A 22,316-nucleotide genomic window follows, 5' to 3' on the forward strand; every position below is an offset into this window, starting at 1 on the left:
CGACCGGCCCCAGTCCCTTGCACCAAGCGAGGCATCGGCCATCGCTTCCGTCGACCGCCACAGCACTACGATCAACGTGCGCCCAACGTATAACGGATCGGTAACGAACCGCCCCAGAGCCGCCTGTGAGAAGGCTGTGGCCGCTCAGAAGCGGTCGGGGCTCGGGCCCGTCGCGAGCACCGTCACGTCGGCGTGCCGGTCGAATCGGTAGCCCGCGCCGCGCACCGTGCGGATGATCTCCGCGTAGTCGCCCAGCTTCGAGCGGAGGCGACGCACGTGCACGTCGATCGTGCGCTCGTTGGGGCGGTTCTCGTCGTCCGCGTCCCAGAGCGCGTCGATGATGGCGCAGCGTCCGACGGTCGAGCCCTCACGCAGCACGATGTGCTGGAGCAGCTCGAACTCGCGGTAGGTGAGTGCGGCGATCTCATCGCCGATCGCGACGCGCTTGCGCGTCAGGTCGATGACGATGCCGGGGTCGGTGTCGACGACCGGCTGCTGCACGGCCGGGTCCTGCAGCGCGCGACGCACGACATCCACGTCGCGGCCGCCCGCGCCGGCCGGGGCGAGCGCGACGGCGGCATGCGTCTCGGCGCTCGGGGCGAGCCGCGAGGTGAGGGCGCGCAGCTCGCCGACCAGGCGGGCGAGCTCGATGTGGTCGGAGGCCGCGGCGTCCTCGCCGAGGCCGACGTAGAGCACGAAGCCGCGGGCCTCGGTGCCGTCCGGGACCGGGCGGATCTGCGGCGCACGGGCAGCGGGCTGGGCCGCCGGAGCGATGGCGCGCTTCGGGGCGAGCGCCGAGGAGCCGTCGACGCGGGTCTCGAGCGACGGGCGGCGGGTGCGGGTGGGGAGAGCGGTGATCGTCATGGGGATGCCTTCCGGCGAGCGGTCGGCGGCCGTCCGGCCAGCGATGCTGGGTCGGGCGATGAGGGCCGTCGACTCATGGAGGACACCGATGCGCGAGGGCTCGGTGTCGAGTGTCGAGTGCGAACCGACGATGCGGTTCGGAGATCGCTCGCTAGGGCTGCTCAGGCCCGCAGGCGACGCGCGAGGGCGTCAGCGCTGCTGGAGCGATCGGACGGTGCGAGCTGCGCTCAAGCACACATTCGACGCATGGCAACCATCGGCATCATCATGCCGTTCGTCCCATCGGCCGCGAAGACGGTCGGGAGGGCAGAGGTGGTCGTCATGCCTGTCAGTATCGCGGCTTGCATCCGGCGATGTCAAACGACGCCGTCAGCGAATGTGACGAAGTGTGACGTCGGCGGACGGAGCCACCGGGGCGCGGCCGCCGACCGCGCCGGCGACCAGCCACCGCGCCGCGCGAGCGCCTAGTGGTCGACGGTGCCGTAGAGGCGGTCGCCCGCGTCGCCGAGCCCCGGCACGATGAAGCCGTGCTCGTTGAGGCGCTCGTCCAGCGCGCCGAGCACGATCGTCACGTCGTGGCCGTCCATGTCGCGCTCGACGCGCTCGATGCCCTCCGGCGTGCCGAGCAGGCAGATCGCGGTGACGTCGACCGCGCCGCGGTCGAAGAGGAATCGCATCGCGGCCGACAGCGAGCCGCCGGTCGCGAGCATGGGGTCGAGCACGAAGCACTGGCGGTCGGAGAGGTCCTCCGGGAGGCGCTCGGCGTACGTGTACGGCTCGAGCGTCGTCTCGTTGCGAGCCATGCCGAGGAAACCGACCTCCGCCGTCGGGACGAGGGTCGTCATGCCGTCGAGCATGCCGAGGCCGGCGCGCAGGATCGGCACCACGAGCGGCCGCGGCTCGGCGATCTCGACACCCGTCGTGGTCGTCACCGGCGTGGTGATCTCCTTCGGCGTCACGCGCACGTTGCGGGTCGCCTCGTAGGCGAGCAGCGTCATGAGCTCCCCGACGAGCGATCGGAACGTGGGGGAGGGCGTGCGCTCGTCCCGCAGGACGGTGAGCTTGTGCGTGATGAGCGGGTGGTCGGCGACGTGGACGCGCATAGGCTTCAGGGTAGTGGGCGCGGGACGGCACGCCCGATCGGGGAGGGCGGATGCGGCCTGCGGCACGCGATGAGGCGCTCATGCGCCTCGCGCTCGACGAGGCGGCCGCCGCGACTGCCAGCGCCGACGTGCCGGTCGGCGCGATCGTGGTCGACGCATCCGGCGCGGTGATCGGCACCGGCCGCAACGAGCGCGAGCTGCGCCACGATCCGACCGCCCACGCCGAGGTGGTGGCGCTGCGCGAGGCAGCGGCTCGGCTCGGCTCCTGGCGCCTCGACGGCTGCGCGCTCGTCGTCACGCTCGAGCCGTGCGTCATGTGCGCGGGCGCGATCCTCGCGAGCCGGGTCGAGCGCGTCGTGTTCGGCGCGTGGGACGACAAGGCGGGCGCGGCGGGCAGCGTCGTCGACGTCCTGCGCGAGCGCCGGCTGCCGCACCGCGTCGAGGTGGTGGCCGGCGTGCTCGCCGCCGAGGCGGAGGCTCAGCTCCGCGCCTTCTTCGCCCCCCGCCGTTGATCCTCAACGGAGCGGCTGGTAGCGCGAGGGGATAGTGCCCTCGCGCGACCGATCGCTCCGTTGAGATCAGGGGCCGGAGATCACGGGCCCGGCGGGCGGCGGTCCTTCGGCTCGAGGTCGTCGACGCTGTCGCCCGCCTCGGCGCTGCGCTGCTCCGCGATGCGCTGCTCGTACGTGGCCGGTCGGTAGATCTCGTCGATCACGCCCAGCCCGCCCATGCGGCGAGCGCGCTGCGTGGATGCGCTGTGCCAGATGCGTGGGCCGAGCGCGACGAGCAGCGCGGCGGCGCCGATGACGCCTGCCCAGGCCAGTAGGTCGAGCCAGGGCATCGGGCGGACGTCAGCGCCAGAAGACGGCGATGAGCAGGTTCACGGCGGCGAGGCCGCCGGCGGTGTGGAAGAACGGCCCGAGCTTGCGCTCGACCTGCAGGTTGCCGACCGAGACGGCGCCGCCGGCGGTGAGGCGCGACCGCTCGGCGTGGATCGCGCGCTGGCGCAGGAAGCCGATGAGCGCGGCGACGAAGACGACCACCGCGATGAGGCCCTTCACGCCGAGCTTCGCGTGGTTGACGTCGCCGTCGCCCGCCATCGCGAGGCCGTAGAGGCCGACGCCCGAGACGAGCTGGATCGACGCGCCGATCAGCATCATCGTGAAGCTGTAGCCCGCCCGTGCACGCATCTGGAGGATGAACGTGCCGATGAGCATCGACAGCCCCACGAGGTGGGCGGTGAGCAGCAGCGAGTGCAGGAACTCCATGCAGTCAGCCTACGCAGTCGCGCTCAGTTGCCCGACTGGATGACGATGTGGTCGGTGGAGGGCGCGGTCTCCGGCTGCTCGACGTAGAGGTCCGGCTCGATGTAGATGACCCGCGCGTGCGGCACCTGGGTGCGCAGGTCGGCCTCCAGGTCGTTGATGGTGCGCGACACGTGCTCGATGTCGGACTGCGGCGGGAACGCGATCTTCGCGGCCACCATGAGCTCGTCGGGGCCGAGGTAGAGCGTCTTCATGTGGATGACCGACTCGACGCCCTTGTGCGCGTTGAGGAGTGCGGCGATCCGCGCGTTGTCCTCGCGGGTCGCGCCCTCGCCGATCAGCAGCGACTTCATCTCGACCGCGAGGATCGCGGCGACGGCGATGAGCAGCACGCCGATGCAGAGCGTGCCGATCGCGTCGAAGAGCGGGTTGCCGGTGATGGCGGTGAGGCCGACGGCGACGAACGCGAGCGAGAGGCCGACGAGCGCGGCCAGGTCCTCGAGCAGGATGACGGGCAGCTCGGGGCTCTTCGACGTGCGGATGAACGCCCACCAGCCGGTCTTGCCCCGCACCTTGTTGGACTCCACGATGGCCGTCCGGAACGAGAAGCTCTCGAGCACGATCGCGATGCCGAGCACGACGAGCGGCAGCCAGATGATGTCGAGCTCGTGGGGGTCCTGGATCTTCGAGATGCCCTCGTAGATCGAGAACAGGCCGCCGACCGAGAACAGCACGAGCGCGACGATGAACGCCCACACGTAGCGCTCGCGGCCGTAGCCGAAGGGGTGGTCGGGCGTCGCCTGCTTCTTCGCGAGCCTGCCGCCGAGCAGCAGCAGCAGCTGGTTGCCGGCGTCGGCGACCGAGTGGATGGCCTCGGCCAGCATCGATGCGGAGCCCGAGAAGAACCAGGCGATGAACTTGGTGATGGCGATGCCGGTGTTCGCGAGGAATGCCGCGATCACTGCCCTCGACCCGTGGGATGCGCTCACGACCGGGAGTCTACGCGCGACGCACGCGCGCGGGTCGGCCCGTGCCGTCCGGCCGCCCGCGCCGCCGGTCACCGTGCCGCCCGGTCGCCCGGTCACCCGCGCCGCCCGGTTACCCTGGCCGCATGCCTGCGACCCTCCCTCCCATCGCCATGCTCGGCGTCGGCTCGATGGGCGGTGCGATCCTCGCCGGGCTCGCACGCCACGGCGCCGAGCGCATCGTCGTGACCAATCGCACCGCCGAGAAGGCGGCCGCGGTGCGGCTCGACGGCGTCGAGTCGATCGCCCTCGCCGACGAGCCGGACGGCAACGCCCGCGCGGTCGCGGGCGCGAAGCTCGTCGTGCTCGGCGTGAAGCCCGCCGGCATCGTCGACCTCGCGCGCGAGATCGCCCCGCACCTCGCCGAGGATGCCGTGGTCGTCTCGATCGCGGCCGGCACGACCGTCGCGTCGATCGAGGCGGCGCTGCCGGCATCCGTCGCCGTCGTGCGCGCCATGCCGAACACCCCGTCGCACGTCGGGCTGGGCGTGACGGGCGTCGCGGGCGGCACGCGCGCCTCCGACGACGACGTCGCGCTCGTCGCCCGCATGTTCGAGGCGGTCGGCGAGGTGATCGTCGTCGACGAGTCGCAGATCGACGCGCTCTCGACCATCTCGGGCTCCGGCCCCGCCTATGTCTTCCTGCTCATCGAGGAGCTCACGGCCGCGGCCGAGCGGATGGGCTTCACTCCCGAGCAGGCGGCGACGATGGTGCAGGGCACGTTCCGCGGTGCGAGCGAGCTGCTCGCTGCCGACGGCTCGGCACCGGCGGAGCTGCGCCGCCGGGTCACGAGCCCGAAGGGCACGACCGAGCGCGCCGTCGCGGTGCTGCAGGACGCCGGGCTCGGCGAGGTCTTCGACCGCGCGACCGCTGCGGCGCTCGCGCGTGCGCAGGAGCTCGCCGCGGGTTGAGCCCGCCGGCGCGCCGGCGCCGACCCGTCAGACGGCGTCGCCGTCCACGTACTGCCAGCCCTGGTCGCGCCGGAAGCTGCTGAGCTCGCGCAGCACGCCGCGCTGCCCGTCGGCGACCCAGTGCGCCTCGAAGGCGACGGTGCCCTCGCGATCGAAGGGGCCGCCGCCGCTCGTGCCCTGGATCTCGAGGCGCAGCCAGCGGATGCCCGGGTCGAGCTCGAGCGATCGGGGCCGGGTGGTGGGGTGCCACGAGGCGAGCAGCCAGTCGACGTCGCCGGTCGCGAACGCCGTGAAGCGGGACCGCATGAGCACCTCGGCGGTCGCAGCCTCGCGCTCGCGCCGGTGGATCGGCCCGCAGCACTCGCCGTAGACGAGGCCCGTCCCGCACGGGCAGCGCTTCGCGTCGTCGATCGTCATCGGCCGCTCAGGCGCCCAGGCCCGCGAACCGCTCGATGTCGGCCTGGTTGCCGGAGACGATGATGAGGTCGTGGTTCGAGACGATCGTCTCGGGCGTCGCGTAGGTGAACTCGCCACCGGGGCTCTTCACGCCGACGACGGTCAGGTGGTACTTCGAGCGAATCCTCGACTCCGCGAGCGTGACGCCGCGGATGTGCTTCGGCGGGTACATCTTCACGATCGCGAACTGGTCGTCGAACTGGATGTAGTCGAGCATCCGGCCCGAGACGAGGTGCGCGACGCGCTCGCCGGCCTCCGCCTCGGGGTAGATGACGTGGTTCGCGCCGATGCGGCTGAGGATCTTGCCGTGCGACTGGCTGATCGCCTTCGCCCAGATCTGCGGGATGCCGAGGTCGACGAGGTTCGCGACGATGAGCACCGACGCCTCAATCGACGAGCCGACCGCGCACACCGCGATCGCGAAGTCCTGCGCACCGACCTGCTTGAGCGCGTCGATCGAGCGCGCATCCGCCTGCACCGTGTGCGTGAGGCGCTCCGACCACTTCTGCACGAGGTTGATGTCGCCGTCGATGGCGAGCACCTCGCGGTCGAGTCGCGCGAGCTGGCCGGCGGTCGCGGCGCCGAAGCGGCCGAGGCCGATCACGAGCACCGGTGCGTCGTGCGGGATCCTGTCAACCAACGATCGGCCTCTCCTCTGGGCGGGTGAACAGCTGCGTCGTCTGGCTCGCCGCCAGAGCGGCGGCGAGCGTCACACTACCGATGCGCCCGACGAACATGGTGATGGCCAGGATGATCTTGGCCGGGTCCTCGAGGCCAGGGTGGGTGAAGCCGGTCGAGAGCCCCACGGTCGCGAAGGCGCTGATCACGTCGAACAGCACGAACGACAGCGGCGCCCCGGTGATCTCGAGCAGCACGATCGTGACGCCCGCGACGATCGTCGCGCTCCACAGCGTGACCGAGACGGCCAGGCGCAGCACGTCCGACGGGATGCGGCGGCCGAACGCCTCCATCGACTTGCGGCCGCGCGCTTCGGCGATGGCGGCGAGGAACAGGATCGCGAGGGTCGTCACCTTGATGCCGCCGGCGGTCGAGGCGGAGCCGCCGCCGACGAACATCAGCATGTCGGTGACGAGCAGGCTCGAGTTGTGGAGCAGGCCGAGGTCCTCGAGGGCGAAGCCCCCGGAGCGCGCCATCGACGACAGGAAGAACGCGTGCAGCAGCTGCTGACCGAAGCCATCCGTGCCCCACGAGTCGGGGTTGCCCCACTCGAGCACGAGGAACGAGAGGCCGCCGAGGAGGAAGAGCAGGAGCGAGACCGAGATCGTGAGCTTGACGTGCAGCGACCACTGGCGGGGGCGGCCGAGGTGCCGCAGCAGCACGAAGTAGACGGGGAAGCCGAGCGACCCGGTGAAGACGCCGAGCATGAGCACGATGAGGAACCACGGGTCGGTCGCGTAGGGGGCGAGGCCCTCGACCGTCGGCACGAAGCCGGAGTTCGTGAACGCCATGAACGACCAGTAGGTCGCCTCGTAGAGCGCCTGCAGCGGGTTCTTGCCCTCGAGCAGGATGCGCGGGAACAGCAGCACGATGAGCGCGGCCTCGAAGACGAGCACCGAGAGCGCGACGGTGCGCAGCAGCCCGCCGACCTCGCCGAGCCGGATCGCCTGCCCCTCCTTGACGACGCCCTTGCGCACGCGGGAGGGGTTCGAGTCGCTCGCGGCCATGAGCTTCTGCCGCAGCCCCAGCCGCCGCGCGACCGTGAGGCCCAGGATCGAGGCGAGCGTCAGCACGCCGATGCCGCCGACCTGCACGCCGAGCAGCACGACCGCGTTGCCGAACGGGCTCCAGTGCGTCGACATGTCGACGACCGTGAGGCCCGTGACGCAGACGACGCTCACCGCCTGGAAGAAGGCGTCGACCGGGCCGGTCGGCTCGCCGGTCGCGCTCGCCCACGGGGTCATGAAGAGCAGCATGAAGAGCAGGTTCATGGCGGCGAAGACCATGATCGCGAAGCGCGCCGGGTAGCTGCCGGTGAAGCGGTCGAGGGAGTCGCGGGATCGGCTGAGGAACGTCGTGCCGCCCGACGTCCGCTGCTGCGTCACCTGCTGTGCCTCTCGCGGGGACCGAGCGCCGCGAAGCGGCGCAGAACGGGCCCACTGTAGTCCTCTTGCGCCAACTGCTCGGGACGATCGGGACGGGCGTCGGCGGCGACGTCGCGGTCGAGGCGCCGGCCGCGTCGACCGCCGGCCCCGGGGCGCGGTTTGGCGCGCCTCTCCCGCGCTGGCATGCTTTCGCCATGGCCGACATCTTCAGCGTGATCGCGGACAGCACGCGACGGGACATCCTCAGCGTGCTGCTCGAGCGGCGCGCGACGACGGGCGACGCGAGCGTCAGCCAGATCGTGGATGCGCTCGGCGTGCCGCAGCCGACGGTGTCGAAGCACCTCCGGACGCTCCGCGACGCGGGGCTCGTCACGGTGCGCGAGGACGGCCAGCACCGCCACTACGCCATCGTGCTCACGCCCTTCGACGAGATCGACGACTGGCTGATGCCCTTCATCTTCGCCGAGGGCGACCAGGAGGAGGCGACGCTCGGCGCGGCCGCCTTCGCCGCCTGGGCGGGCGTCAACGTGCAGGCACCGCTGCGCGCCGCCGCGGACCAGGCGCGCATCGCCGCGGAGCAGGCCAGGGTCGCCGCCGAGCAGGCGCTCGCGCGGGTGGCCGACCGCGTCGAGCACCCGGCGCCCGTCGGCGCCTCCCTGGGCCGTCGGGCCGCCGAGAGCGTGCACGACGTCCAGGAGCGCGTCCAGGAGGCGAGGGATCGCATCCACGACGTGCAGGAGCGCCTCGTCGAGCTGCAGGCACGCGCGACCCAGCGGTTCGACGACGCCCGCGACAAGAAGCGCCCGCGGGCGATCGAGGGCGAGGCCGACGGCACGAGCGAGCGCGCCGGGCATGACGGTCCGGGGCACGACCACGCGGCGCGCGACGACGACGACGCCCGCCTCGACTGAGGCATCCGCGGCGGGTCGGCCGAGGCATCCGCCGAGGGCCCGGAGGCCCCCGGGCGCGCGTCCACCGCTTTCCGGTAGGATGCCGAGAGCGTTTTCCCTGCGCGGACCTCGAGGTCGTGCAGCGTCAGCGAGCAATCCCGATCGGAAGTGAGGAACCTCTATGGGTTCTGTGGTGAAGAAGCGCCGCAAGCGCATGGCGAAGAAGAAGCACCGCAAGCTGCTTCGCAAGACGCGCCACCAGCGTCGCAACCGCAAGTAGTCGGTTGCGCCAGAGCCGGGATCCCATCGGGGTCCCGGCTTCTGCGTTCCCGCGGGCGGCGGCGCGGCCACCTAGGCTTGCTGCATGGTCGAGATCACGCTCATCGGCAAGCCTGGCTGCCACCTCTGCGACGAGGCGCGCCCGATCGTCGAGCGGGTCGTCGCCGGGTTCCCCCAAGCGACGCTCACCGAGCTGTCGATCCTCGACGACCCCGCGCTCGAGTCGCGCTGGCACGACGACATCCCGGTCGTGCTGATCGACGGCCGGCCGCACTCCGCGTGGCGCGTCGACGCCGCGAAGCTGACCGACCGCATCCAGGCGACCATCGCCGCGACGACGTGAGGGCCCGCGTCCGACCGCAGGGCGACTCGGACGCGGGCCCCAGGCGGGCGGCTGCCGTTACGGCGTGAGGCGCGTCGGGCCGCGGAAGAGGTACGTCGACTCGCGGATCGAGCCGAGGCCGAGCATGAGCATGACGACGCGCGCGAGGCCCATGCCGAAGCCGCCGTGCGGGGGCGTGCCGTAGCGGAAGAAGTCGAGGTACTCCTCGAGCTCCGCGGGGTTCATGCCCTTCTCGACGATCTGCGCCTCGAGCACCTCGACGCGGTGCTCGCGCTGCGCGCCGGTCGAGATCTCGACGCCGTTGTAGATGAGGTCGTACGAGTTCGTGACGTCGGCCCGGCCCTCGGGCCGCAGGTGGTAGAACGGCCGCACGCTCGACGGGAACTCCGTGACGAAGACGAAGTCGTGGCCCATCGTCTCCTTGACGTGCGCCGAGATCTGGCGCTCCGCCTCGGGGTCGAGGTCACCGTCCTCGCGCTCGATCGTGTGGCCGCGGGCCTCCACGATCGCCTTGACCTCGGCGTGCGGGATGCGCGGGAAGGGCAGCGTCGGCGCCTCGAGCACGATGCCGAAGTGCTGCTCGATCTCGGCGCCGTGGCGCTCGACGACCGCGGTGACCGCCTTGGCCAGCAGCGCCTCGTGGAGCTGCATGACCTCCTCGTGCGAGTCGATCCAGGAGATCTCGCTGTCGATCGAGGTGAACTCGGTCGCGTGGCGGCTCGTGTAGGAGGGGTCGGCGCGGAAGGCCGGGCCGATCTCGAAGATCTTGCCGAAGCCGGCGGACTGCGCCATCTGCTTGAAGAGCTGCGGCGACTGCGCGAGGTAGGCGGTGGTCTCGAAGTAGGGCACCTCGAAGAGCTCGGCGCGCGACTCGGAGGCCGTCGCCATGAGCTTCGGGGTGTGGAGCTCGATGAAGCCCTCGTCGATCCAGTGCTGGCGCATCGCGTGCTCGATCGTCGTCTGCACGCGGAAGATCAGCTGCGCCTCGGGGCGGCGCAGGTCGAGGAAGCGCCAGTCGAGGCGCTTGTCGATCGACGAGTCGTCGGCGATCGGGCTGTCCTTCGCGACCGACTCGACGGTGAGCGAGCGCACCTTGACCTCGAGCCCGCCGAGCTTGACGCGCTCGTCCGCCTTGAGGTCGCCCTCGACGGTGATGAAGGAGCCGTGCATGAGGCCCGAGATGGTCGCGGCGGTCTCCGCGGTGTCGTCGTTGACCGGGTTCACGAGCTGGGCCGAGCCCGACTCGTCGCGCAGGATCACGAACTGCACGCGCTTCTGATCGCGCACCGTCTCGACCCAGCCCTGCACCTTCACGGGGCCGTCGGGGAGCGATGCGAGGTCATGGATCAGGGTGCGAGAGGTCACGGCCCGATCCTACCGGCCCGGTGCGGCGCCCCCGGCGGGCGCCGGGTCAGCGGCGGCGGCGCTCGACCGCTGCGGGGGCGACGGTCGCGAGCGCGACCCAGCCGCCCACGAGCGCGACGACGGATGCGGCGAGCACGACCCATCCGGGCGTCGCGCTCACCGGCGCACCCGGCCCGTCGGAGGCGACGAGCAGCCAGACGCCCGCGGCCGCGAGCGCGCCGACGACGAGCGCGGCGGGCGTCGCGTAGGCGCGATGGGCGAGGTAGCGCGCCCACGTCCACATGAGGCTTGCGGCGAGCACGACGACGAGCGCGATCGCGAGCGGGACGAGGAGGGGCACGGGTCCATCTTCCCCTGCCGCTCGGTCCAGGCTGCGCTCAGGTCGCCGCGCGCTCCACGACCGCCCGCACGAGGGCGGCGTTGCCCTCGGCGACGCTCCCGTCCGGCAGGAGCGTCGAGTCCTCGAGGCCAGCGCGGGTCGGCAGCCGCCACGCGAGCGCGAGGTCGATCGCGCGCCAGGTGGATCGCTCCTCGCCGTGGAGCAGCACCTCGATCGACGGCTCCGCGGCGCGCGCGCCGTCCACGAGCCGGCGGGCGAGGCGCTCGATCGCCACCCGGTCGTCGAGGTCCGGGATCTCGACGAGCACGCGCATACAGGCCGAGCGCATCGGCCAGCGCAGCCAGCGCTCGAGCGCCGCCACGCTCCAGAGCCCCGCCTCAATGCCGACGCCCCGGTCGAGCAGCGTCGCGGCGACCCGTTCCGCACCCTCCTCGTGGGCGTTGACGGACGCGAAGTCGGGCAGCGTGCGCCAACCGCGGATCGCTGCGATGCGCGCGTCGGCGTCGCCGGTCCAGGCACCCGTCGTCACGCCGACCGGCACGTCGACGGCGGCGCGCGCGGCGGCCACGAAGCGGTCGAGGTCGCCGGGCGCGAGGCTGTCGCGCCCGTCCGCATCCTTCGGGTGCAGGTGCACCGCGGCCGCGCCGGCTGCGACCGAAGCCGCCGCCTCGGCGGCGAGCACCCCGGGATCGGGCCGGAGCCGCGGGTGGGCGGACACGTCGCGGGCGCCGTTCAGGCAGGCCTTCACCAGCATGCGAGCGAGCGTACGGGCCTCACCCGGGGCGGGCCGCCCGTGCCGCGTTGATAGGGAGCGCCGGTACGATGGAGGCCATGCCCGCCCGCCGCCTCCATCTCGTGCGCCACGGCGAGGTCGACAACCCCGGTCGCGTGCTCTACGGCCGCATGCCGGGCTTCGTGCTCTCCGAGCGCGGCCACCGGATGGCCGCGCTCGCCGCCGAGCACCTCGCGACCGGCCAGGCCGCCCGCTCGGTCGTGCGGCTCGCCGCGAGCCCGCTCGAGCGCGCGCAGCAGTCGGCGCAGCCGTGGGCCGACGCCTTCTCGCTCGACATCCGCACCGAGCGCCGCATCATCGAGCCGACGAACCAGTTCGAGGGCAAGACGTTCGAGGCGAGCGGGGCGCTGCGGCACCCCTCCGCGTGGCCGCTGCTCCGCAACCCGTTCCGCCCGTCGTGGGGCGAGCCGTACCGCGCGATCGCGCAGCGCGTCATCGCCGCGATGGAGGACGCCTGGGACGAGCTCGCCGAGTCCGAGGACGACGGCGACATCGTCTTCGTCAGCCACCAGTCGCCGATCTGGATGGCGCACCTCGCCATCGCGGGGCAGCGCCTGTGGCACGACCCGCGCTCGCGGCGCTGCCAGCTGTCGTCGATCACGAGCTTCGCGCGCGTCGATGGCCGCTTCGTCGAGGTCGACTACGCCGAGCCCGCCGCCGGCGTCGCGGCGATCGACGCGGGGGCGGTGTGATGCGCCGCCGGATGCGCGTGGCCGCCATGGTGCTCGCCGGGCTCGCGCTCGCGGGCTGCGCGTCGGCCGACGGCGTGGCCGGGCAGGTCGGCGATGCGGGCTACATCGCCGGCGACGGCATCGTCACCGAGATCGCGCCCGACCAGCGCGCGGCGCCCGCCGCGTTCGCCGGCCCGCTCGTCGACGGCGGCGACCTCGACTCCGCGGAGCTCGACGGCGTCACCCTCGTCAACTTCTGGTACGCCGCGTGCCCGCCGTGCCGCATCGAGGCGCCGGTGCTCGCCGAGCTGCACGCCGAGCTCGGCGACCGGGTGAGCTTCCTCGGCGTCAACACCCGCGACGGCGCGGCGCAGGCGGCCGCCTTCGAGGAGCAGTTCGGGATCGAGTACCCGTCGATCCTCGACGACGAGACCGCATCCGCGCAGCTCGCCTTCACCGGCATCGTCGCGCCGAACGCCGTGCCGTCGACGATCATCCTCGACGCGGAGGGCCGCGTCGCCGCCCGCGTCTCGGGCGCCGTGACCGACACGAGCATCCTCTCGACGCTGCTGCGGGAGGAGCTCGAGCGGTGAGTGCCGCTCTCGCGCTCGTCGCACCCGCAGCCGCGATGGTCCCCGCCGTCGCCGGTGCTGCCGCGATCGACGCGGCGGCGTTCGACCCGGCCGGCGCGGTGCTGAGCGGGCAGCTGCTCGTCTCGCTGCCGATCGCGCTGCTCGCCGGCCTCGTCTCGTTCGCGAGCCCGTGCATCCTGCCGCTCGTGCCCGGCTACCTCGGCCTCGTCGGGTCGCTCGTGGGGGAGCGGGGCGGTCGCGGCCGGCTCGTCGCGGGCGTCGCGCTCTTCATCGCCGGCTTCACGCTCGTCTTCGTGCTCGGCACCGCGATCGTCGGCGGGGTGAGCTCGTTCCTGCTGCAGTACAGCGACCTCATCGTGCGCATCCTCGGCGTCGTGCTGATCCTGCTCGGGCTCGTCTTCGTCGGGCAGTTCTCGTTCCTGCAGCGCATCTGGAAGCCGCAGCAGGTGAAGGCCGGCGGGATGTGGGCCGCGCCGCTCGTCGGCGTCGTCTTCGCGCTCGGCTGGACGCCCTGCTCGGGGCCGACGCTCGCCGCCATCAGCGCGCTCACCGTCACCACCGGATCCGCCTGGCAGGGCGCGATCCTCGGCCTCGCCTACGCCCTCGGCCTGGGTGTGCCGTTCCTGCTCATCGCGCTCGGCCTCGGCTGGGCCGGCGGCGCCGTCGCGTGGCTGCGCCGGCACATCCGCCTCGTGAACGTGCTCGGCGGGGCGATGCTCATCGCCGTCGGCGTGCTCATGGTCACGGGCGCGTGGAACGCCATCATGCAATCGCTCCAAGGATGGATCGCCTCCGTTGTCACGATCATCTGACCCGCTGCGGCCGGGCGACCACATCGACTCGCCGGAGGCGCCGGCTCGGCAGCCCGGCGACCCCAAGCTGGGGCCGCGCGGCTGGGCACGCTTCCTCTGGCGGCAGCTCACCTCGATGCGGACCGCGATCGTGCTGCTCCTGCTGCTCGCGATCGCGGCGGTGCCGGGCAGCCTCGTGCCGCAGCGCTCCTCCGACCCGAACGGCGTCATCCAGGTGCGCGCCGAGAACCCCGAGCTCGTCTGGCTCTACGACGCGCTGTCGCTGCACGACGTGTACTCGAGCCCGTGGTTCTCGGCGATCTACATCCTGCTGTTCACCTCGCTCGTCGGCTGCGTCATCCCGCGCCTCGCGCACCACTGGAAGGCGATGCGGGCGCTCCCGCCGCGCACCCCGGCGCGGCTGTCGCGGCTCGTCGGGTTCCAGGTCGTGCCGGGCGGGGCATCCGACCTCGACCGCGCCGACCGCGTGCTGCGCCGGCTCGGCTACCGCACGACGCGCTACGGCGACTCGGTGTCGGCGGAGCGCGGCTACCTGCGCGAGACCGGCAACCTGCTCTTCCACATCTCGATGCTCGCGCTGCTGCTCGTCGTCGGCCTGGGGTCGGGCTTCGGCTACTCGGGGCAGCGGCTGCTCGTCGAGGGCAGTGGGTTCGCGAACACGCTGACGAGCTACGACTCGTTCACGGCGGGGCAGTGGTTCGACGACGACGGCCTCGAGCCGTTCGCGGTTGAGCTCGACGGGCTCGACGTCGTCTACGAGACCGAGAACCCGAACGCCGTCGGCGCTCCGCTCGACTTCACGGCGCGGGTGTCGGCGACGGAGGACGGCGTGCAGCGGGAGGGGCAGATCAAGGTCAACGAGCCGCTGCGGGTCGCCGGCGCCGACCTCTACCTGATCTCCAACGGGTACGCGCCGCGCATCTCGGTGCGCGACGCCTCAGGCGAGGTCGTCTACGACCAGTACACGCCCTTCCTCGCGCAGGACGACAACATGACGAGCCTCGGCGTGATCAAGCTGCCCGATGGGCTCGAGGAGCAGCTCGGCCTGCGCGGCTTCTTCTACCCGACGGCCGTGCCGCTCGAGACGGGCGCGCTCGCATCCGCCTACCCCGACCTCGCCAACCCGGTGCTGTCGCTGCAGGCGTTCACGGGCGACCTCGGGCTCGACGCGGGCATCCCGCGCTCGGTCTACGCGCTCGACACCGACACGATGACGCAGATCGCCGGCGGCGACTCGGGCACCGAGTCGCTGACGCTCGCGGCCGGGCAGACGATCGACATCCCCGGCGGTCTCGGCACGATCACGTTCGAGGACGTGCGGCGCTACGGCGTCATCGAGGTGCACGTCGACCACACGCAGACGCCGGTGCTGTGGATCGTGATCGTGCTGTTCGTGTCGCTGCTCGGGTCGCTGCTCATCCCGCGCCGCCGCATGTGGGTGAAGGCGACGCCTGCCGGTCTCGAGCTCGCGGGCCTCGCGCGCGGCGACGACCCGACGCTCGAGCGCGCGGTCGACGACCTCGCCAAGCGCGTCCGCGAGGGGTGGCCGGGCGAGGCTCCGGACGAGCCGGGCGACGGCCACGAGCGTAGGATCGAACCGTGACCCTGGCCGACCTCGACTCCTACTCGCTGCTGCTCGTGTACTCCGCGATGGCGGTGTACACGCTCGCGTTCATCGCGTACGCGGTCGACGTCGCGCGCCGGTCGGCGGCGAAGGCGCCCGCCGAGCGCGAGCTCGTCGGTGCGGGCGCGCCGATCGATGCGCCGGCGGTTCCGGCTGCGGCGCCCGCGGCTGCGCTGCCCGGTCGCGGCGCCCGGATCGGCTACGTGCTGACGGTGCTCGCCTGGGTGCTGCACGTCGCGGGCGACGTGCTGCGCGGGCTCTCCGCCGGCCGCGTGCCGTGGGCGAACATGTACGAGTTCGCGCTCACCGGCGTCGCCGTCATCGTGGGCGTCTTCGTGGTGTCGCGCGTCTGGCGCGACCTGAACTTCCTCGGTGTGTTCATCACCGGGCTCGCGACGGTCTCCCTCGGCGTCGCGACCGTCAACTTCTACGTCGCGCCCACGCCGCTGCCGCCGGCGCTCCAGTCGTACTGGCTCGTCATCCACGTCTTCGTGGCGACGCTCGCGACCGGCTTCTTCGCGCTCGGGTCGAGCCTCAGCATCCTGCAGCTCGTCAAGGAGCGTCGCGACAGCGGCTTCCTGCGCTCGCTCCCCTCGGCGGTGCAGCTCGAGGACCTCGCGTACCGCGTCGGCGTGGTCGGCTTCATCTTCTGGACCTTCACGCTCATCGCCGGCGCCGTCTGGGCCGAGCACGCCTGGGGCCGCTACTGGGGCTGGGACACGAAGGAGGTCTGGACCTTCGTGATCTGGGTCATCTACGCCGGCTACATCCACGCGCGCGCGACGCGCGGCTGGCGCGGCTCGCGGTCGGCCTGGCTGCAGCTGATCGGCTTCGCCGCCATCCTCTTCAACTTCACGGTCGTGAACCTCTTCTTCAAGGGCCTCCACGCCTACAGCGGCCTCTAGCGGTTCTCAACGTCGCGGGTGGTTGCAGACCCGCGTATGCGGGATGAGCGACCACCCGCGACGTTGAGAACACTCAGCCCCAGGGCTGACGGAGGTGGGCGCCGCGTCGGACGACGGCGAGCACCGTTCCCATCACGTAGTCCTGCTGGAAGAGCACCTGCTCGTACGTGAACCGGAGCACGACGTAGCCGCGTCGAGTGAGCTCGGCGTCTCTGGCCCGGTCTGCGGCCTGCTGCTCCGGCGTCGCGTGCCACAGCTGCGAGTCGATCTCGACCACCAGGCACCGGCCGATCAGGAAGTCGACGAAGCGCTCGCGCATCAGCTCTGGCTGCTGCACGAAGCGCACGTGCGCGCGCCGCAGCATCGCCGCGAAGGTCGACTCGGTGCCGGATCCCGCAAGCCCGGTCGCCCAGTCGAGACCGCTGCGTCGGCGCCGCGGCAGCGCCAGCGCGAGCTCCCGCAGCTGCTCGCGGTTCACTAGCTGCTTGGCGAGCGCCGAGTCGGCCGCGGCCAGCAGCTCATCGGGCGCGACGCAGCCCGTTGCGACGGCGAGGGCGTCGAGGGCCGAGTCGACGCCGTGGCGGGGCCGCACCTCGTCGATGCGGTCGTGCATTCGGTGCAGCACCCTGCCGTCGGTGACCGCGCTGAGCGCGACGCGTGCGCTGTGGGTTCGCCGCCGCACCCGCACGTGCAGCAGCTGCGGGCCATGCGGCGTCCACAGCCCGAGCGATCGGAACGCCGTCACGCACGAGGCGACGCCGCCGGCCTGCAGCGAACGCGTGACGTCGTTCTGCACGCCCACGCGAGCGACCCATCCGCGCAACGGGGTCCACAGCGCGCTTCCCTGCATGCTGTCGAGCGCATCCTTCGACATGCGGTCCCGAGCCGACTGCATGGTGCAGACCCCGCCATTCGCGTCCAACCACTCCAGGAAGTCCATCGGCGGAGCATGCCGTGCCCGCCGCGGCTGCCGCTGCCGCGGCAAGCCCCGCTGTGGAGAGATCTCAACGTCGCGGGTGGTAGCTCAGCGCCTATGTGCGCTTCTCCTACCACCCGCGACGTTGAGAAATCAGAGGTGGGGGTGGGCAGCGGCGAGGCGGGCTCGCCAGGCGGCCGTGCGCTCGGGGGACGCGGCGTGGGCGGCCAGGAGCTCTGGGGTGGGGGTGACGCGGGCGACCGGGATCGAGCCGGCGACCGGCACGAGCGGCTCGGCGACGTCGGCGGCGAGCAGCGCGCCGGTGCCGAGCCCGCAGTCGTAGGGGAGCGACGGCATCGCACCCGCGAGCGCCGCGCCCATCGACAGCCCGACGCTCGAGTCGAGCGCGCTCGACACCACCGCTGGCAGCCCCGCCTCGGCGACGATCGCGAGCGCCGACCGCACGCCGCCGAGCGGCTGCGCCTTCACGACGAGCACGTCGGCGGCACCGGCGCGCGCGACGAGCAGCGGGTCGTCGGCCTTGCGCACCGACTCGTCCGCCGCGATCGGGATCGCGAGCCGATGCACGCGCATCCGCAGCTCGGCGAGCTCCGGCACCGTCGCGCACGGCTGCTCGACGTACTCGAGGTCGAAGCGCTCGAGCGCCCGCACGGCGTGCTCGGCCTCGTCGATGTTCCAGCCGCCGTTCGCGTCGACGCGGATGCGCGCGTCCGGCAGCAGCGCCCGCACCTCCGCGACCCGGGCGACGTCGTCGGCGAGCGTCTGCCCCCGCTCGGCGACCTTGACCTTCACCGTGCGGCAGCCGTCGTAGCGCGCGAGCACGCCCGCGACGGCATCCGGCGCGACGGCAGGCAGCGTCGCGTTCACCGGGATGCGGTCCCGCAGCACTGCCGGACGCTCGAGATCCGCGTCCTCGAGCGCCGCCCGCAGCCAGCGCGCCGCCTCCTCGGGCGGGTACTCGAGGAAGGGGCTCCACTCGCCCCACCCGGCCTCGCCCGAGAAGAGCGCGACCTCGCGCACCTCCACCCCGCGGAAGCGCGTGACGAGCGGCAGCGAGACGACGTGCATGCGATCGGCGAGCCGTTCCAGGGCGAGGTCCACGCCGCCATGCTCGCATGCCTGTCAGAATCGTCGCGTGACCGAACTGCCCTGGGTGCTCGAGACCCGACTCGCGCCCCGCCGCAATCCCGTCTGGGGCGTGCTCGCGCTCGTCGCGGCCGTGCTCTGCGGCGCGATGCTGCTCGTCGCGATCGGCGTCGCCTTCGTCGACCTCGACGGCCTCGTCATCTGGCTGCTCCCCATCTGGGGCGTCTGCACGCTGCTGTCGATCGCGTTCGCGATCACCGCCGCGGTGAAGCGCGGCACCGCCAACATCACGATGGCGGCGATCAGCGGCGGCCTGCTGGTGATCTCGAACCCGGTCGTGTTCCTCGTCACCGGCTTCGCGCTCGGCCTGCTGGAGTAGCGAGCGCGCCTCCCGCGCCGACCGCCGCAACGCTCGTAGCATCGAGCGATGCTCGACGACCTCATGACCGACGCCCCGCCGAGACCCGCGCGCGTGCGCAGCACCGACCGCCGTGCCCGCTTCGGCGTGCTCTCGCTGTGGCTCCTCGCCGCCGCGGTCGCGCTGCAGGTCGTCTCGCTCGTGCAGCAGATCAGCTACCTCTTCGCGCCGCGGCCCGGCGAGCTCCCGCTGCTCGTGGCGGTGCTCGTGATGGCCGTGCTCGTCAGCCTCTGCGGGATCGTCGCCGGATGCGTCGGCGCGACCGTGCCGGACGGCCGACGCGCGGGCGTCTTCGGTGCCGCCCTCGGGCTCGGCACGCTCGTGCTCTTCGGCGCCGCCAGCTCGTTCGGCTGGGGCTTCCTCGAGGCGCTCTCCGCCTCGGTCTGACCGGTCGCGCGGTAACGATTCGCGCACTGCCCTGGTCGTCGGCACCGCTCCGCGACAGGATGAGGGCGTGCCGTCGCCGGAGTTCGTGATGCCCGAGCCGGCGCCCGTCATCGAGGCGCCGGTCGAGCCGCCGCCCGTCCGCGCTCCGCGGTCGAGCGCGCCCGATCCGGTCGCCGAGCGCGACCTCGCCGAGCCGTTCGCCCGCCCGCGCCGCCCGTGGCGGCAGCTCGTGATCGCGGCGCTCATCGGCGTGCTCGTCGGGGCGGGGCTGCCGACCGCCATGCAGGGCCTCGACGAGGCCGCCGCCGACGCGCGCGTCGAGCGCCTGCGCCAGACCGCGATGGACTACCTCACGGCGATCGCCGAGGGCGCCTCTGACCGCGCGACCGCGATGGCGCCGGTCGATGGGGAGACGCCGCCGGACGCGGTGCTGCAGTCGGCCGAGCGCCTGAACCAGCCGGAGGTGCGGATGACGACCGTCGACGGCGACGCGGCGACGGTCGAGGTGCGCTACCGCGTCGCGGGGCAGACGGTCACGCGAGCGCTCGAGGCCGAGGAGGTCGACGGCACTTGGCAGCTGCGCACGTCGATCGCCGAGCCCACGATGGCCTACACCTACGAGGGCTACGCGGCGGTCACCATCGCCGGCGTCGAGCTGCCCGCCTCCGCCCGCACCCTGCTCTACCCCGGGGCATACGAGTCCGACCGCGTGGAGGGCTCGCTCGTCGTCAGCGGCGGCAACCCGATCATCGTCGACGGCGACCCGCTGACCCCGACCGAGCTGATCTCCACCATGGAGCTCACGCCGGGGCTCGACGAGCTCGCGCAGGACATCGCGCTCGCGCACGTGCGCGCCTGCGACGCCGAGTGCACGTTCGAGCCGGATGCGGAGCTCCGCGCCGATGGGCCGTGGGTGATGGGCGAGGAGCCGACAGGCGCCGTCAACGTGTCCCTGCAGGTGTACACGAGCACCTTCAGCGGTCAGACGGTGGAGATGCAGCTCCGCGCGATCGTCGACGAGGCCGGCACGCTCGTCTCGTGGCAGTGCGCGATGCCCAGCGCCTCCGAGTTCGAGCTGGAGCCCTGCCGCGGCTAGTGCGATGTGCCGCCCGCGCGAGGCGGAGCCCTGCCTGCCCTGAACTGCCCTCTTCTCGGGGTGCCGCGACGGCGTGACAATGGTCGCGTGTCGACGGCGATGCCGGAGTTCGAGATGCCGTCGCAGGCGGTCGCGCCGCCCGCGATGGTGGTCGAGCCCGCCGTCGACGTGCGTGTGGAGGCGGTGGAGCCGACGGTCGTTCGCCGCCGCCGGATCCCGAGCTTCGGGTGGCGCCAGATCGCGATCGCGGCCGTGGTCGGCGCGGTGCTCGGGGCAGCGGTGCCGGCTGCCTTCGAGGCCTCGGAGCGCAGCGCGGCGACGGCGAGCGTCGACGGACTGCGTGCGGTGGCGCTCGACTACCTGACGGCGATCGCCGAGGGCAGGGCCGAGCTCGCGTCGGAGGTCGTGCCGCTCGAGAGCAGGGGCGCGGTGGCACCCGACGCGGTGCTGCAGGCCGCCGACCGCATCGAGGCGTTCGAGGTGCGGCTCGTGCACGTCGACGGCGACGTCGGCACGGCGGAGGTGCGCTACCGCGTCGGCGGTAGCGACGTCTTCCGCACGCTGCAGGCCGAGCGCGCGGGCGGCACGTGGCGCCTCATGACCTCGCTCGCCGAGGTCGCCGACCTCGCCTACTACGACCCGATCACCCGCGTGCAGATCGCGGGCGTGCCGCTCGGCGGCGACGAGCCGGTGCTCCTCTACCCGGGCACCTACACGATCGACATCGTCTCCGGACCGATCTTCCTCACCGGCGGCGACGTCTTCGTCGTCGACGGCGACCCGCTCACCCCGACCGTGCCCTACGTCACCGCGGGGATCGTGCCGCAGATCAGCGACTACGCCACGGAGCTCGCGCTCGTCACCATCGCGGCCTGCCAGGTCGAGCCGGGCTGCCCCGTGCCCGCCGAGGCGAGGCTCGAGCCGGCCGGCGAGGTCTACCCGATGGGCATGGGCACGACGATGGGCTCGATCGACCTGTCGGTCCCGGTCACGGCGACGGTCGACGGCGCCCCGGAGTGGTTCGAGGTGCGCGTGCGCGTCGTCTTCGACGACGACGGCGTCGCGACCGAGTGGCTGTGCGGCGAGCCCGGCGAGTATGGCGCCGAGCTCCAGCCCTGCACCCCCTGAGCCGATGGAAGGCCTCGACGATGGCGGCAGCACAGGCTGACGGGGTCGGCGCCCGGCGGTCGTTCGGCTGGCGGCACCTCGTGGCGGCCTCGTCGCCGGCGGGCTCGTCGGAGCCGCGGTCGTCGTCGGCATCCGCGCCGCCGACGATGCGAGCGCGGGCGATCCGGCGGCCGGCCTCGAGGCGACGGCGAGCGCCTACCTGCAGGCGATCGCCGACGGCGAGGCAGTCCGAGCGGTGCAGCTCTCGCCGCTCGGGCCTGGACGCGTGCTCGCGCCGGAGGCGGCACTCGCATCCGCGACGCGCATCGAGCCGGTCGCGGTGGGCCCGACGCGCGTCGACGGCGCGCGAGGAAGCGTCGACGTGCGCTACCGGGTGGGCGGTGCGGAGGTGCAGCGCACGCTGCAGGCGTCGCTCACGCCCGCAGGCTGGCGGCTCGCCACGTCGCTCGCCGAGGCGCCCGACACCCGGTACAACGAGCCGACCGCCGTGCTGCGCGTCAGCGGCGTGCCGCTCCCCGACGGCGGCGCGCTGCTGCTCTACCCCGGGGTGTACCGGCTCGACGTCGTCGAGGGGCCGCTCTTCGCGTGGGGCGGGGATGCGTTCGCGGTCGATGGCGACCCGGCGACGCCGACGCAGGTGCAGGCCGCGCGCGAGCTCATGCCCTCGTTCCAGGATCGGCTCGCGCGGCTCGGCCTCGAGGCGATCGGCGCGTGCCGGGAGCGCCCGGACTGCCCGATCCGCACAGGCTACGACTTCGAGCTCGCCGGCGAGATCAGCGTGCTCGAGGCGCTCGATGACGGCAGCACGGTCGATCTCAAGGTGCCGCTCGTCGCGCGCGATGCCGCCGGCTGGGAGTGGCGCGACGTCATCGTGCGCGTCCGGCTCGACGACCGGGACCTGCCGGTCGAGCTGCAGTGCTCGGCATCCGGCACCGGGTTCCAGCCGTGCGGGCCGTGATCCT

General features: G+C 72.7%; 28 protein-coding genes. 15 read left to right on the plus strand and 13 right to left on the minus strand.

All coding sequences use genetic code 11. The annotated features are described in order from the left end of the window. Positions 1-144 precede the first annotated feature (144 nt). Entirely contained in the window at positions 145-864 is a 720-nt protein-coding gene (locus tag ABIB37_RS07105) for a winged helix-turn-helix domain-containing protein (RefSeq protein WP_354258562.1), read from the minus strand. Positions 865-1,328: 464 nt separating this feature from the next. Then, positions 1,329-1,967, minus strand: a complete 639-nt coding sequence (upp, locus tag ABIB37_RS07110; RefSeq protein ID WP_123696269.1) for a uracil phosphoribosyltransferase — start codon at positions 1,965-1,967, stop codon at positions 1,329-1,331. 50 nt (positions 1,968-2,017) lie between these two features. Here upp and tadA point away from each other — a divergent pair, with 50 nt between their 5' ends. Next, complete coding sequence (tadA, locus tag ABIB37_RS07115; protein WP_502914037.1) at positions 2,018-2,479, plus strand: tRNA adenosine(34) deaminase TadA; 462 nt, start codon at positions 2,018-2,020, stop codon at positions 2,477-2,479. Between the two features lie 80 nt (positions 2,480-2,559). Here tadA and ABIB37_RS07120 read toward each other — a convergent pair whose 3' ends face one another. The 3 genes from ABIB37_RS07120 to ABIB37_RS07130 are packed head-to-tail and all read right to left on the minus strand — an operon-like array spanning position 2,560 to position 4,221. Continuing rightward, positions 2,560-2,808: a hypothetical protein gene (locus ABIB37_RS07120; RefSeq protein ID WP_354258568.1), complete on the minus strand. Its 249-nt coding sequence runs from the start codon at positions 2,806-2,808 to the stop codon at positions 2,560-2,562. Between the two features lie 10 nt (positions 2,809-2,818). Next, positions 2,819-3,235 (minus strand): hypothetical protein, encoded by a 417-nt coding sequence (locus ABIB37_RS07125; RefSeq protein WP_354258571.1) that lies wholly within the window; start codon positions 3,233-3,235, stop codon positions 2,819-2,821. Positions 3,236-3,258: 23 nt separating this feature from the next. Continuing rightward, entirely contained in the window at positions 3,259-4,221 is a 963-nt protein-coding gene (locus ABIB37_RS07130) for a cation diffusion facilitator family transporter (RefSeq protein WP_354258573.1), read from the minus strand. 122 nt (positions 4,222-4,343) lie between these two features. On the opposite strand from ABIB37_RS07130, the gene proC reads away from it, so the two are divergent. Continuing rightward, positions 4,344-5,168, plus strand: coding sequence for a pyrroline-5-carboxylate reductase (gene proC / locus ABIB37_RS07135; protein WP_354258575.1), 825 nt, complete (start codon positions 4,344-4,346; stop codon positions 5,166-5,168). 27 nt (positions 5,169-5,195) lie between these two features. Here the strand turns inward: proC and ABIB37_RS07140 are convergent, their stop codons facing one another. The 3 genes from ABIB37_RS07140 to ABIB37_RS07150 are packed head-to-tail and all read right to left on the minus strand — an operon-like array spanning position 5,196 to position 7,687. After that, complete coding sequence (locus tag ABIB37_RS07140) at positions 5,196-5,585, minus strand: YchJ family protein (protein ID WP_354258576.1); 390 nt, start codon at positions 5,583-5,585, stop codon at positions 5,196-5,198. A 7-nt stretch (positions 5,586-5,592) separates the two neighbouring features. Next, the gene (locus ABIB37_RS07145) at positions 5,593-6,264 is read right to left on the minus strand and encodes a potassium channel family protein (protein WP_354258579.1); all 672 of its coding nucleotides are present in this window, start codon (positions 6,262-6,264) and stop codon (positions 5,593-5,595) included. Next, entirely contained in the window at positions 6,257-7,687 is a 1,431-nt protein-coding gene (locus tag ABIB37_RS07150) for a TrkH family potassium uptake protein (protein ID WP_354258582.1), read from the minus strand. Before ABIB37_RS07150 ends, ABIB37_RS07145 begins: the two co-directional genes overlap by 8 nt. Positions 7,688-7,881: 194 nt before the next feature. Here ABIB37_RS07150 and ABIB37_RS07155 point away from each other — a divergent pair, with 194 nt between their 5' ends. The 3 genes from ABIB37_RS07155 (at position 7,882) to ABIB37_RS07165 (ending at position 9,199) form a co-directional block, all read left to right on the plus strand. Further along, on the plus strand, positions 7,882-8,598 hold the full coding sequence (locus ABIB37_RS07155) for an ArsR/SmtB family transcription factor (RefSeq protein ID WP_354258584.1): 717 nt from the start codon (positions 7,882-7,884) through the stop codon (positions 8,596-8,598). Positions 8,599-8,758: 160 nt separating this feature from the next. Beyond that, positions 8,759-8,857, plus strand: a complete 99-nt coding sequence (locus ABIB37_RS07160) for a 30S ribosomal protein bS22 (protein ID WP_021011861.1) — start codon at positions 8,759-8,761, stop codon at positions 8,855-8,857. An 84-nt stretch (positions 8,858-8,941) separates the two neighbouring features. Further along, positions 8,942-9,199 (plus strand): glutaredoxin family protein, encoded by a 258-nt coding sequence (locus ABIB37_RS07165; RefSeq protein WP_354258587.1) that lies wholly within the window; start codon positions 8,942-8,944, stop codon positions 9,197-9,199. Positions 9,200-9,256: 57 nt separating this feature from the next. Here ABIB37_RS07165 and aspS read toward each other — a convergent pair whose 3' ends face one another. The 3 genes from aspS to ABIB37_RS07180 all read right to left on the minus strand — a co-directional run bounded on the left by aspS (position 9,257) and on the right by ABIB37_RS07180 (position 11,658). Further along, complete coding sequence (aspS, locus tag ABIB37_RS07170; protein ID WP_354261556.1) at positions 9,257-10,549, minus strand: aspartate--tRNA(Asn) ligase; 1,293 nt, start codon at positions 10,547-10,549, stop codon at positions 9,257-9,259. A gap of 61 nt (positions 10,550-10,610) precedes the next feature. Then, entirely contained in the window at positions 10,611-10,904 is a 294-nt protein-coding gene (locus ABIB37_RS07175) for a hypothetical protein (RefSeq protein WP_354258589.1), read from the minus strand. A 37-nt stretch (positions 10,905-10,941) separates the two neighbouring features. Continuing rightward, entirely contained in the window at positions 10,942-11,658 is a 717-nt protein-coding gene (locus ABIB37_RS07180) for a 3-keto-5-aminohexanoate cleavage protein (protein ID WP_354258592.1), read from the minus strand. 77 nt (positions 11,659-11,735) lie between these two features. On the opposite strand from ABIB37_RS07180, the gene ABIB37_RS07185 reads away from it, so the two are divergent. From ABIB37_RS07185 to ccsB, 5 genes are read left to right on the plus strand one after another with little or no spacing between them, the layout of a single operon-like run. Continuing rightward, positions 11,736-12,389, plus strand: a complete 654-nt coding sequence (locus ABIB37_RS07185; RefSeq protein WP_354258595.1) for a histidine phosphatase family protein — start codon at positions 11,736-11,738, stop codon at positions 12,387-12,389. 11 nt (positions 12,390-12,400) lie between these two features. Continuing rightward, positions 12,401-12,961, plus strand: a complete 561-nt coding sequence (locus ABIB37_RS07190) for a TlpA family protein disulfide reductase (RefSeq protein WP_354258598.1) — start codon at positions 12,401-12,403, stop codon at positions 12,959-12,961. 35 nt (positions 12,962-12,996) lie between these two features. Beyond that, positions 12,997-13,773 (plus strand): cytochrome c biogenesis CcdA family protein, encoded by a 777-nt coding sequence (locus tag ABIB37_RS07195; protein ID WP_502914066.1) that lies wholly within the window; start codon positions 12,997-12,999, stop codon positions 13,771-13,773. Beyond that, positions 13,757-15,376: a cytochrome c biogenesis protein ResB gene (resB, locus tag ABIB37_RS07200; RefSeq protein WP_354258603.1), complete on the plus strand. Its 1,620-nt coding sequence runs from the start codon at positions 13,757-13,759 to the stop codon at positions 15,374-15,376. The genes ABIB37_RS07195 and resB overlap by 17 nt, the downstream gene beginning before the upstream one ends. Positions 15,377-15,423: 47 nt before the next feature. After that, positions 15,424-16,302 (plus strand): c-type cytochrome biogenesis protein CcsB, encoded by an 879-nt coding sequence (gene ccsB / locus ABIB37_RS07205; RefSeq protein ID WP_354261557.1) that lies wholly within the window; start codon positions 15,424-15,426, stop codon positions 16,300-16,302. Between the two features lie 73 nt (positions 16,303-16,375). On the opposite strand, the gene ABIB37_RS07210 is transcribed toward ccsB, so the two are convergent. Further along, positions 16,376-17,242: an endonuclease domain-containing protein gene (locus ABIB37_RS07210; RefSeq protein ID WP_354258606.1), complete on the minus strand. Its 867-nt coding sequence runs from the start codon at positions 17,240-17,242 to the stop codon at positions 16,376-16,378. A gap of 129 nt (positions 17,243-17,371) precedes the next feature. Beyond that, entirely contained in the window at positions 17,372-18,340 is a 969-nt protein-coding gene (locus tag ABIB37_RS07215; protein ID WP_354258609.1) for an o-succinylbenzoate synthase, read from the minus strand. Positions 18,341-18,374: 34 nt separating this feature from the next. On the opposite strand from ABIB37_RS07215, the gene ABIB37_RS07220 reads away from it, so the two are divergent. The 5 genes from ABIB37_RS07220 to ABIB37_RS07240 all read left to right on the plus strand — a co-directional run bounded on the left by ABIB37_RS07220 (position 18,375) and on the right by ABIB37_RS07240 (position 22,312). Further along, on the plus strand, positions 18,375-18,704 hold the full coding sequence (locus ABIB37_RS07220) for a hypothetical protein (protein ID WP_354258611.1): 330 nt from the start codon (positions 18,375-18,377) through the stop codon (positions 18,702-18,704). A 48-nt stretch (positions 18,705-18,752) separates the two neighbouring features. Further along, complete coding sequence (locus ABIB37_RS07225; RefSeq protein ID WP_354258614.1) at positions 18,753-19,130, plus strand: hypothetical protein; 378 nt, start codon at positions 18,753-18,755, stop codon at positions 19,128-19,130. A gap of 67 nt (positions 19,131-19,197) precedes the next feature. Continuing rightward, the gene (locus ABIB37_RS07230; RefSeq protein WP_354258616.1) at positions 19,198-20,226 is read left to right on the plus strand and encodes a hypothetical protein; all 1,029 of its coding nucleotides are present in this window, start codon (positions 19,198-19,200) and stop codon (positions 20,224-20,226) included. An 87-nt stretch (positions 20,227-20,313) separates the two neighbouring features. Continuing rightward, positions 20,314-21,354, plus strand: a complete 1,041-nt coding sequence (locus tag ABIB37_RS07235; protein WP_354258619.1) for a hypothetical protein — start codon at positions 20,314-20,316, stop codon at positions 21,352-21,354. Between the two features lie 235 nt (positions 21,355-21,589). Further along, positions 21,590-22,312 carry a hypothetical protein gene (locus tag ABIB37_RS07240; RefSeq protein ID WP_354258621.1) on the plus strand — a complete coding sequence of 241 codons (723 nt, stop codon included), beginning with the start codon at positions 21,590-21,592 and terminating at the stop codon, positions 22,310-22,312. Positions 22,313-22,316 lie beyond the last annotated feature (4 nt).

The sequence above is a fragment of the Agrococcus sp. UYP10 genome, assembly GCF_040547205.1.
GTDB classification, from domain to species: domain Bacteria; phylum Actinomycetota; class Actinomycetes; order Actinomycetales; family Microbacteriaceae; genus Agrococcus; species Agrococcus jenensis.

What these genes read in the sequence shown, in the direction of transcription:
- ABIB37_RS07105 (WP_354258562.1), bottom strand. Translation starts at nt 864, where the DNA reads ATGACGATCACCGCTCTCCCCACCCGCACCCGCCGCCCGTCGCTCGAG.
- upp (WP_123696269.1), bottom strand. Translation starts at nt 1,967, where the DNA reads ATGCGCGTCCACGTCGCCGACCACCCGCTCATCACGCACAAGCTCACC.
- tadA (WP_502914037.1), top strand. Translation starts at nt 2,018, where the DNA reads ATGCGGCCTGCGGCACGCGATGAGGCGCTCATGCGCCTCGCGCTCGAC.
- ABIB37_RS07120 (WP_354258568.1), bottom strand. Translation starts at nt 2,808, where the DNA reads ATGCCCTGGCTCGACCTACTGGCCTGGGCAGGCGTCATCGGCGCCGCC.
- ABIB37_RS07125 (WP_354258571.1), bottom strand. Translation starts at nt 3,235, where the DNA reads ATGGAGTTCCTGCACTCGCTGCTGCTCACCGCCCACCTCGTGGGGCTG.
- proC (WP_354258575.1), top strand. Translation starts at nt 4,344, where the DNA reads ATGCCTGCGACCCTCCCTCCCATCGCCATGCTCGGCGTCGGCTCGATG.
- ABIB37_RS07140 (WP_354258576.1), bottom strand. Translation starts at nt 5,585, where the DNA reads ATGACGATCGACGACGCGAAGCGCTGCCCGTGCGGGACGGGCCTCGTC.
- ABIB37_RS07155 (WP_354258584.1), top strand. Translation starts at nt 7,882, where the DNA reads ATGGCCGACATCTTCAGCGTGATCGCGGACAGCACGCGACGGGACATC.
- ABIB37_RS07160 (WP_021011861.1), top strand. Translation starts at nt 8,759, where the DNA reads ATGGGTTCTGTGGTGAAGAAGCGCCGCAAGCGCATGGCGAAGAAGAAG.
- ABIB37_RS07165 (WP_354258587.1), top strand. Translation starts at nt 8,942, where the DNA reads ATGGTCGAGATCACGCTCATCGGCAAGCCTGGCTGCCACCTCTGCGAC.
- ABIB37_RS07180 (WP_354258592.1), bottom strand. Translation starts at nt 11,658, where the DNA reads ATGCTGGTGAAGGCCTGCCTGAACGGCGCCCGCGACGTGTCCGCCCAC.
- ABIB37_RS07185 (WP_354258595.1), top strand. Translation starts at nt 11,736, where the DNA reads ATGCCCGCCCGCCGCCTCCATCTCGTGCGCCACGGCGAGGTCGACAAC.
- ABIB37_RS07190 (WP_354258598.1), top strand. Translation starts at nt 12,401, where the DNA reads ATGCGCGTGGCCGCCATGGTGCTCGCCGGGCTCGCGCTCGCGGGCTGC.
- ABIB37_RS07195 (WP_502914066.1), top strand. Translation starts at nt 12,997, where the DNA reads ATGGTCCCCGCCGTCGCCGGTGCTGCCGCGATCGACGCGGCGGCGTTC.
- ccsB (WP_354261557.1), top strand. Translation starts at nt 15,424, where the DNA reads ATGGCGGTGTACACGCTCGCGTTCATCGCGTACGCGGTCGACGTCGCG.
- ABIB37_RS07210 (WP_354258606.1), bottom strand. Translation starts at nt 17,242, where the DNA reads ATGGACTTCCTGGAGTGGTTGGACGCGAATGGCGGGGTCTGCACCATG.
- ABIB37_RS07225 (WP_354258614.1), top strand. Translation starts at nt 18,753, where the DNA reads ATGCTCGACGACCTCATGACCGACGCCCCGCCGAGACCCGCGCGCGTG.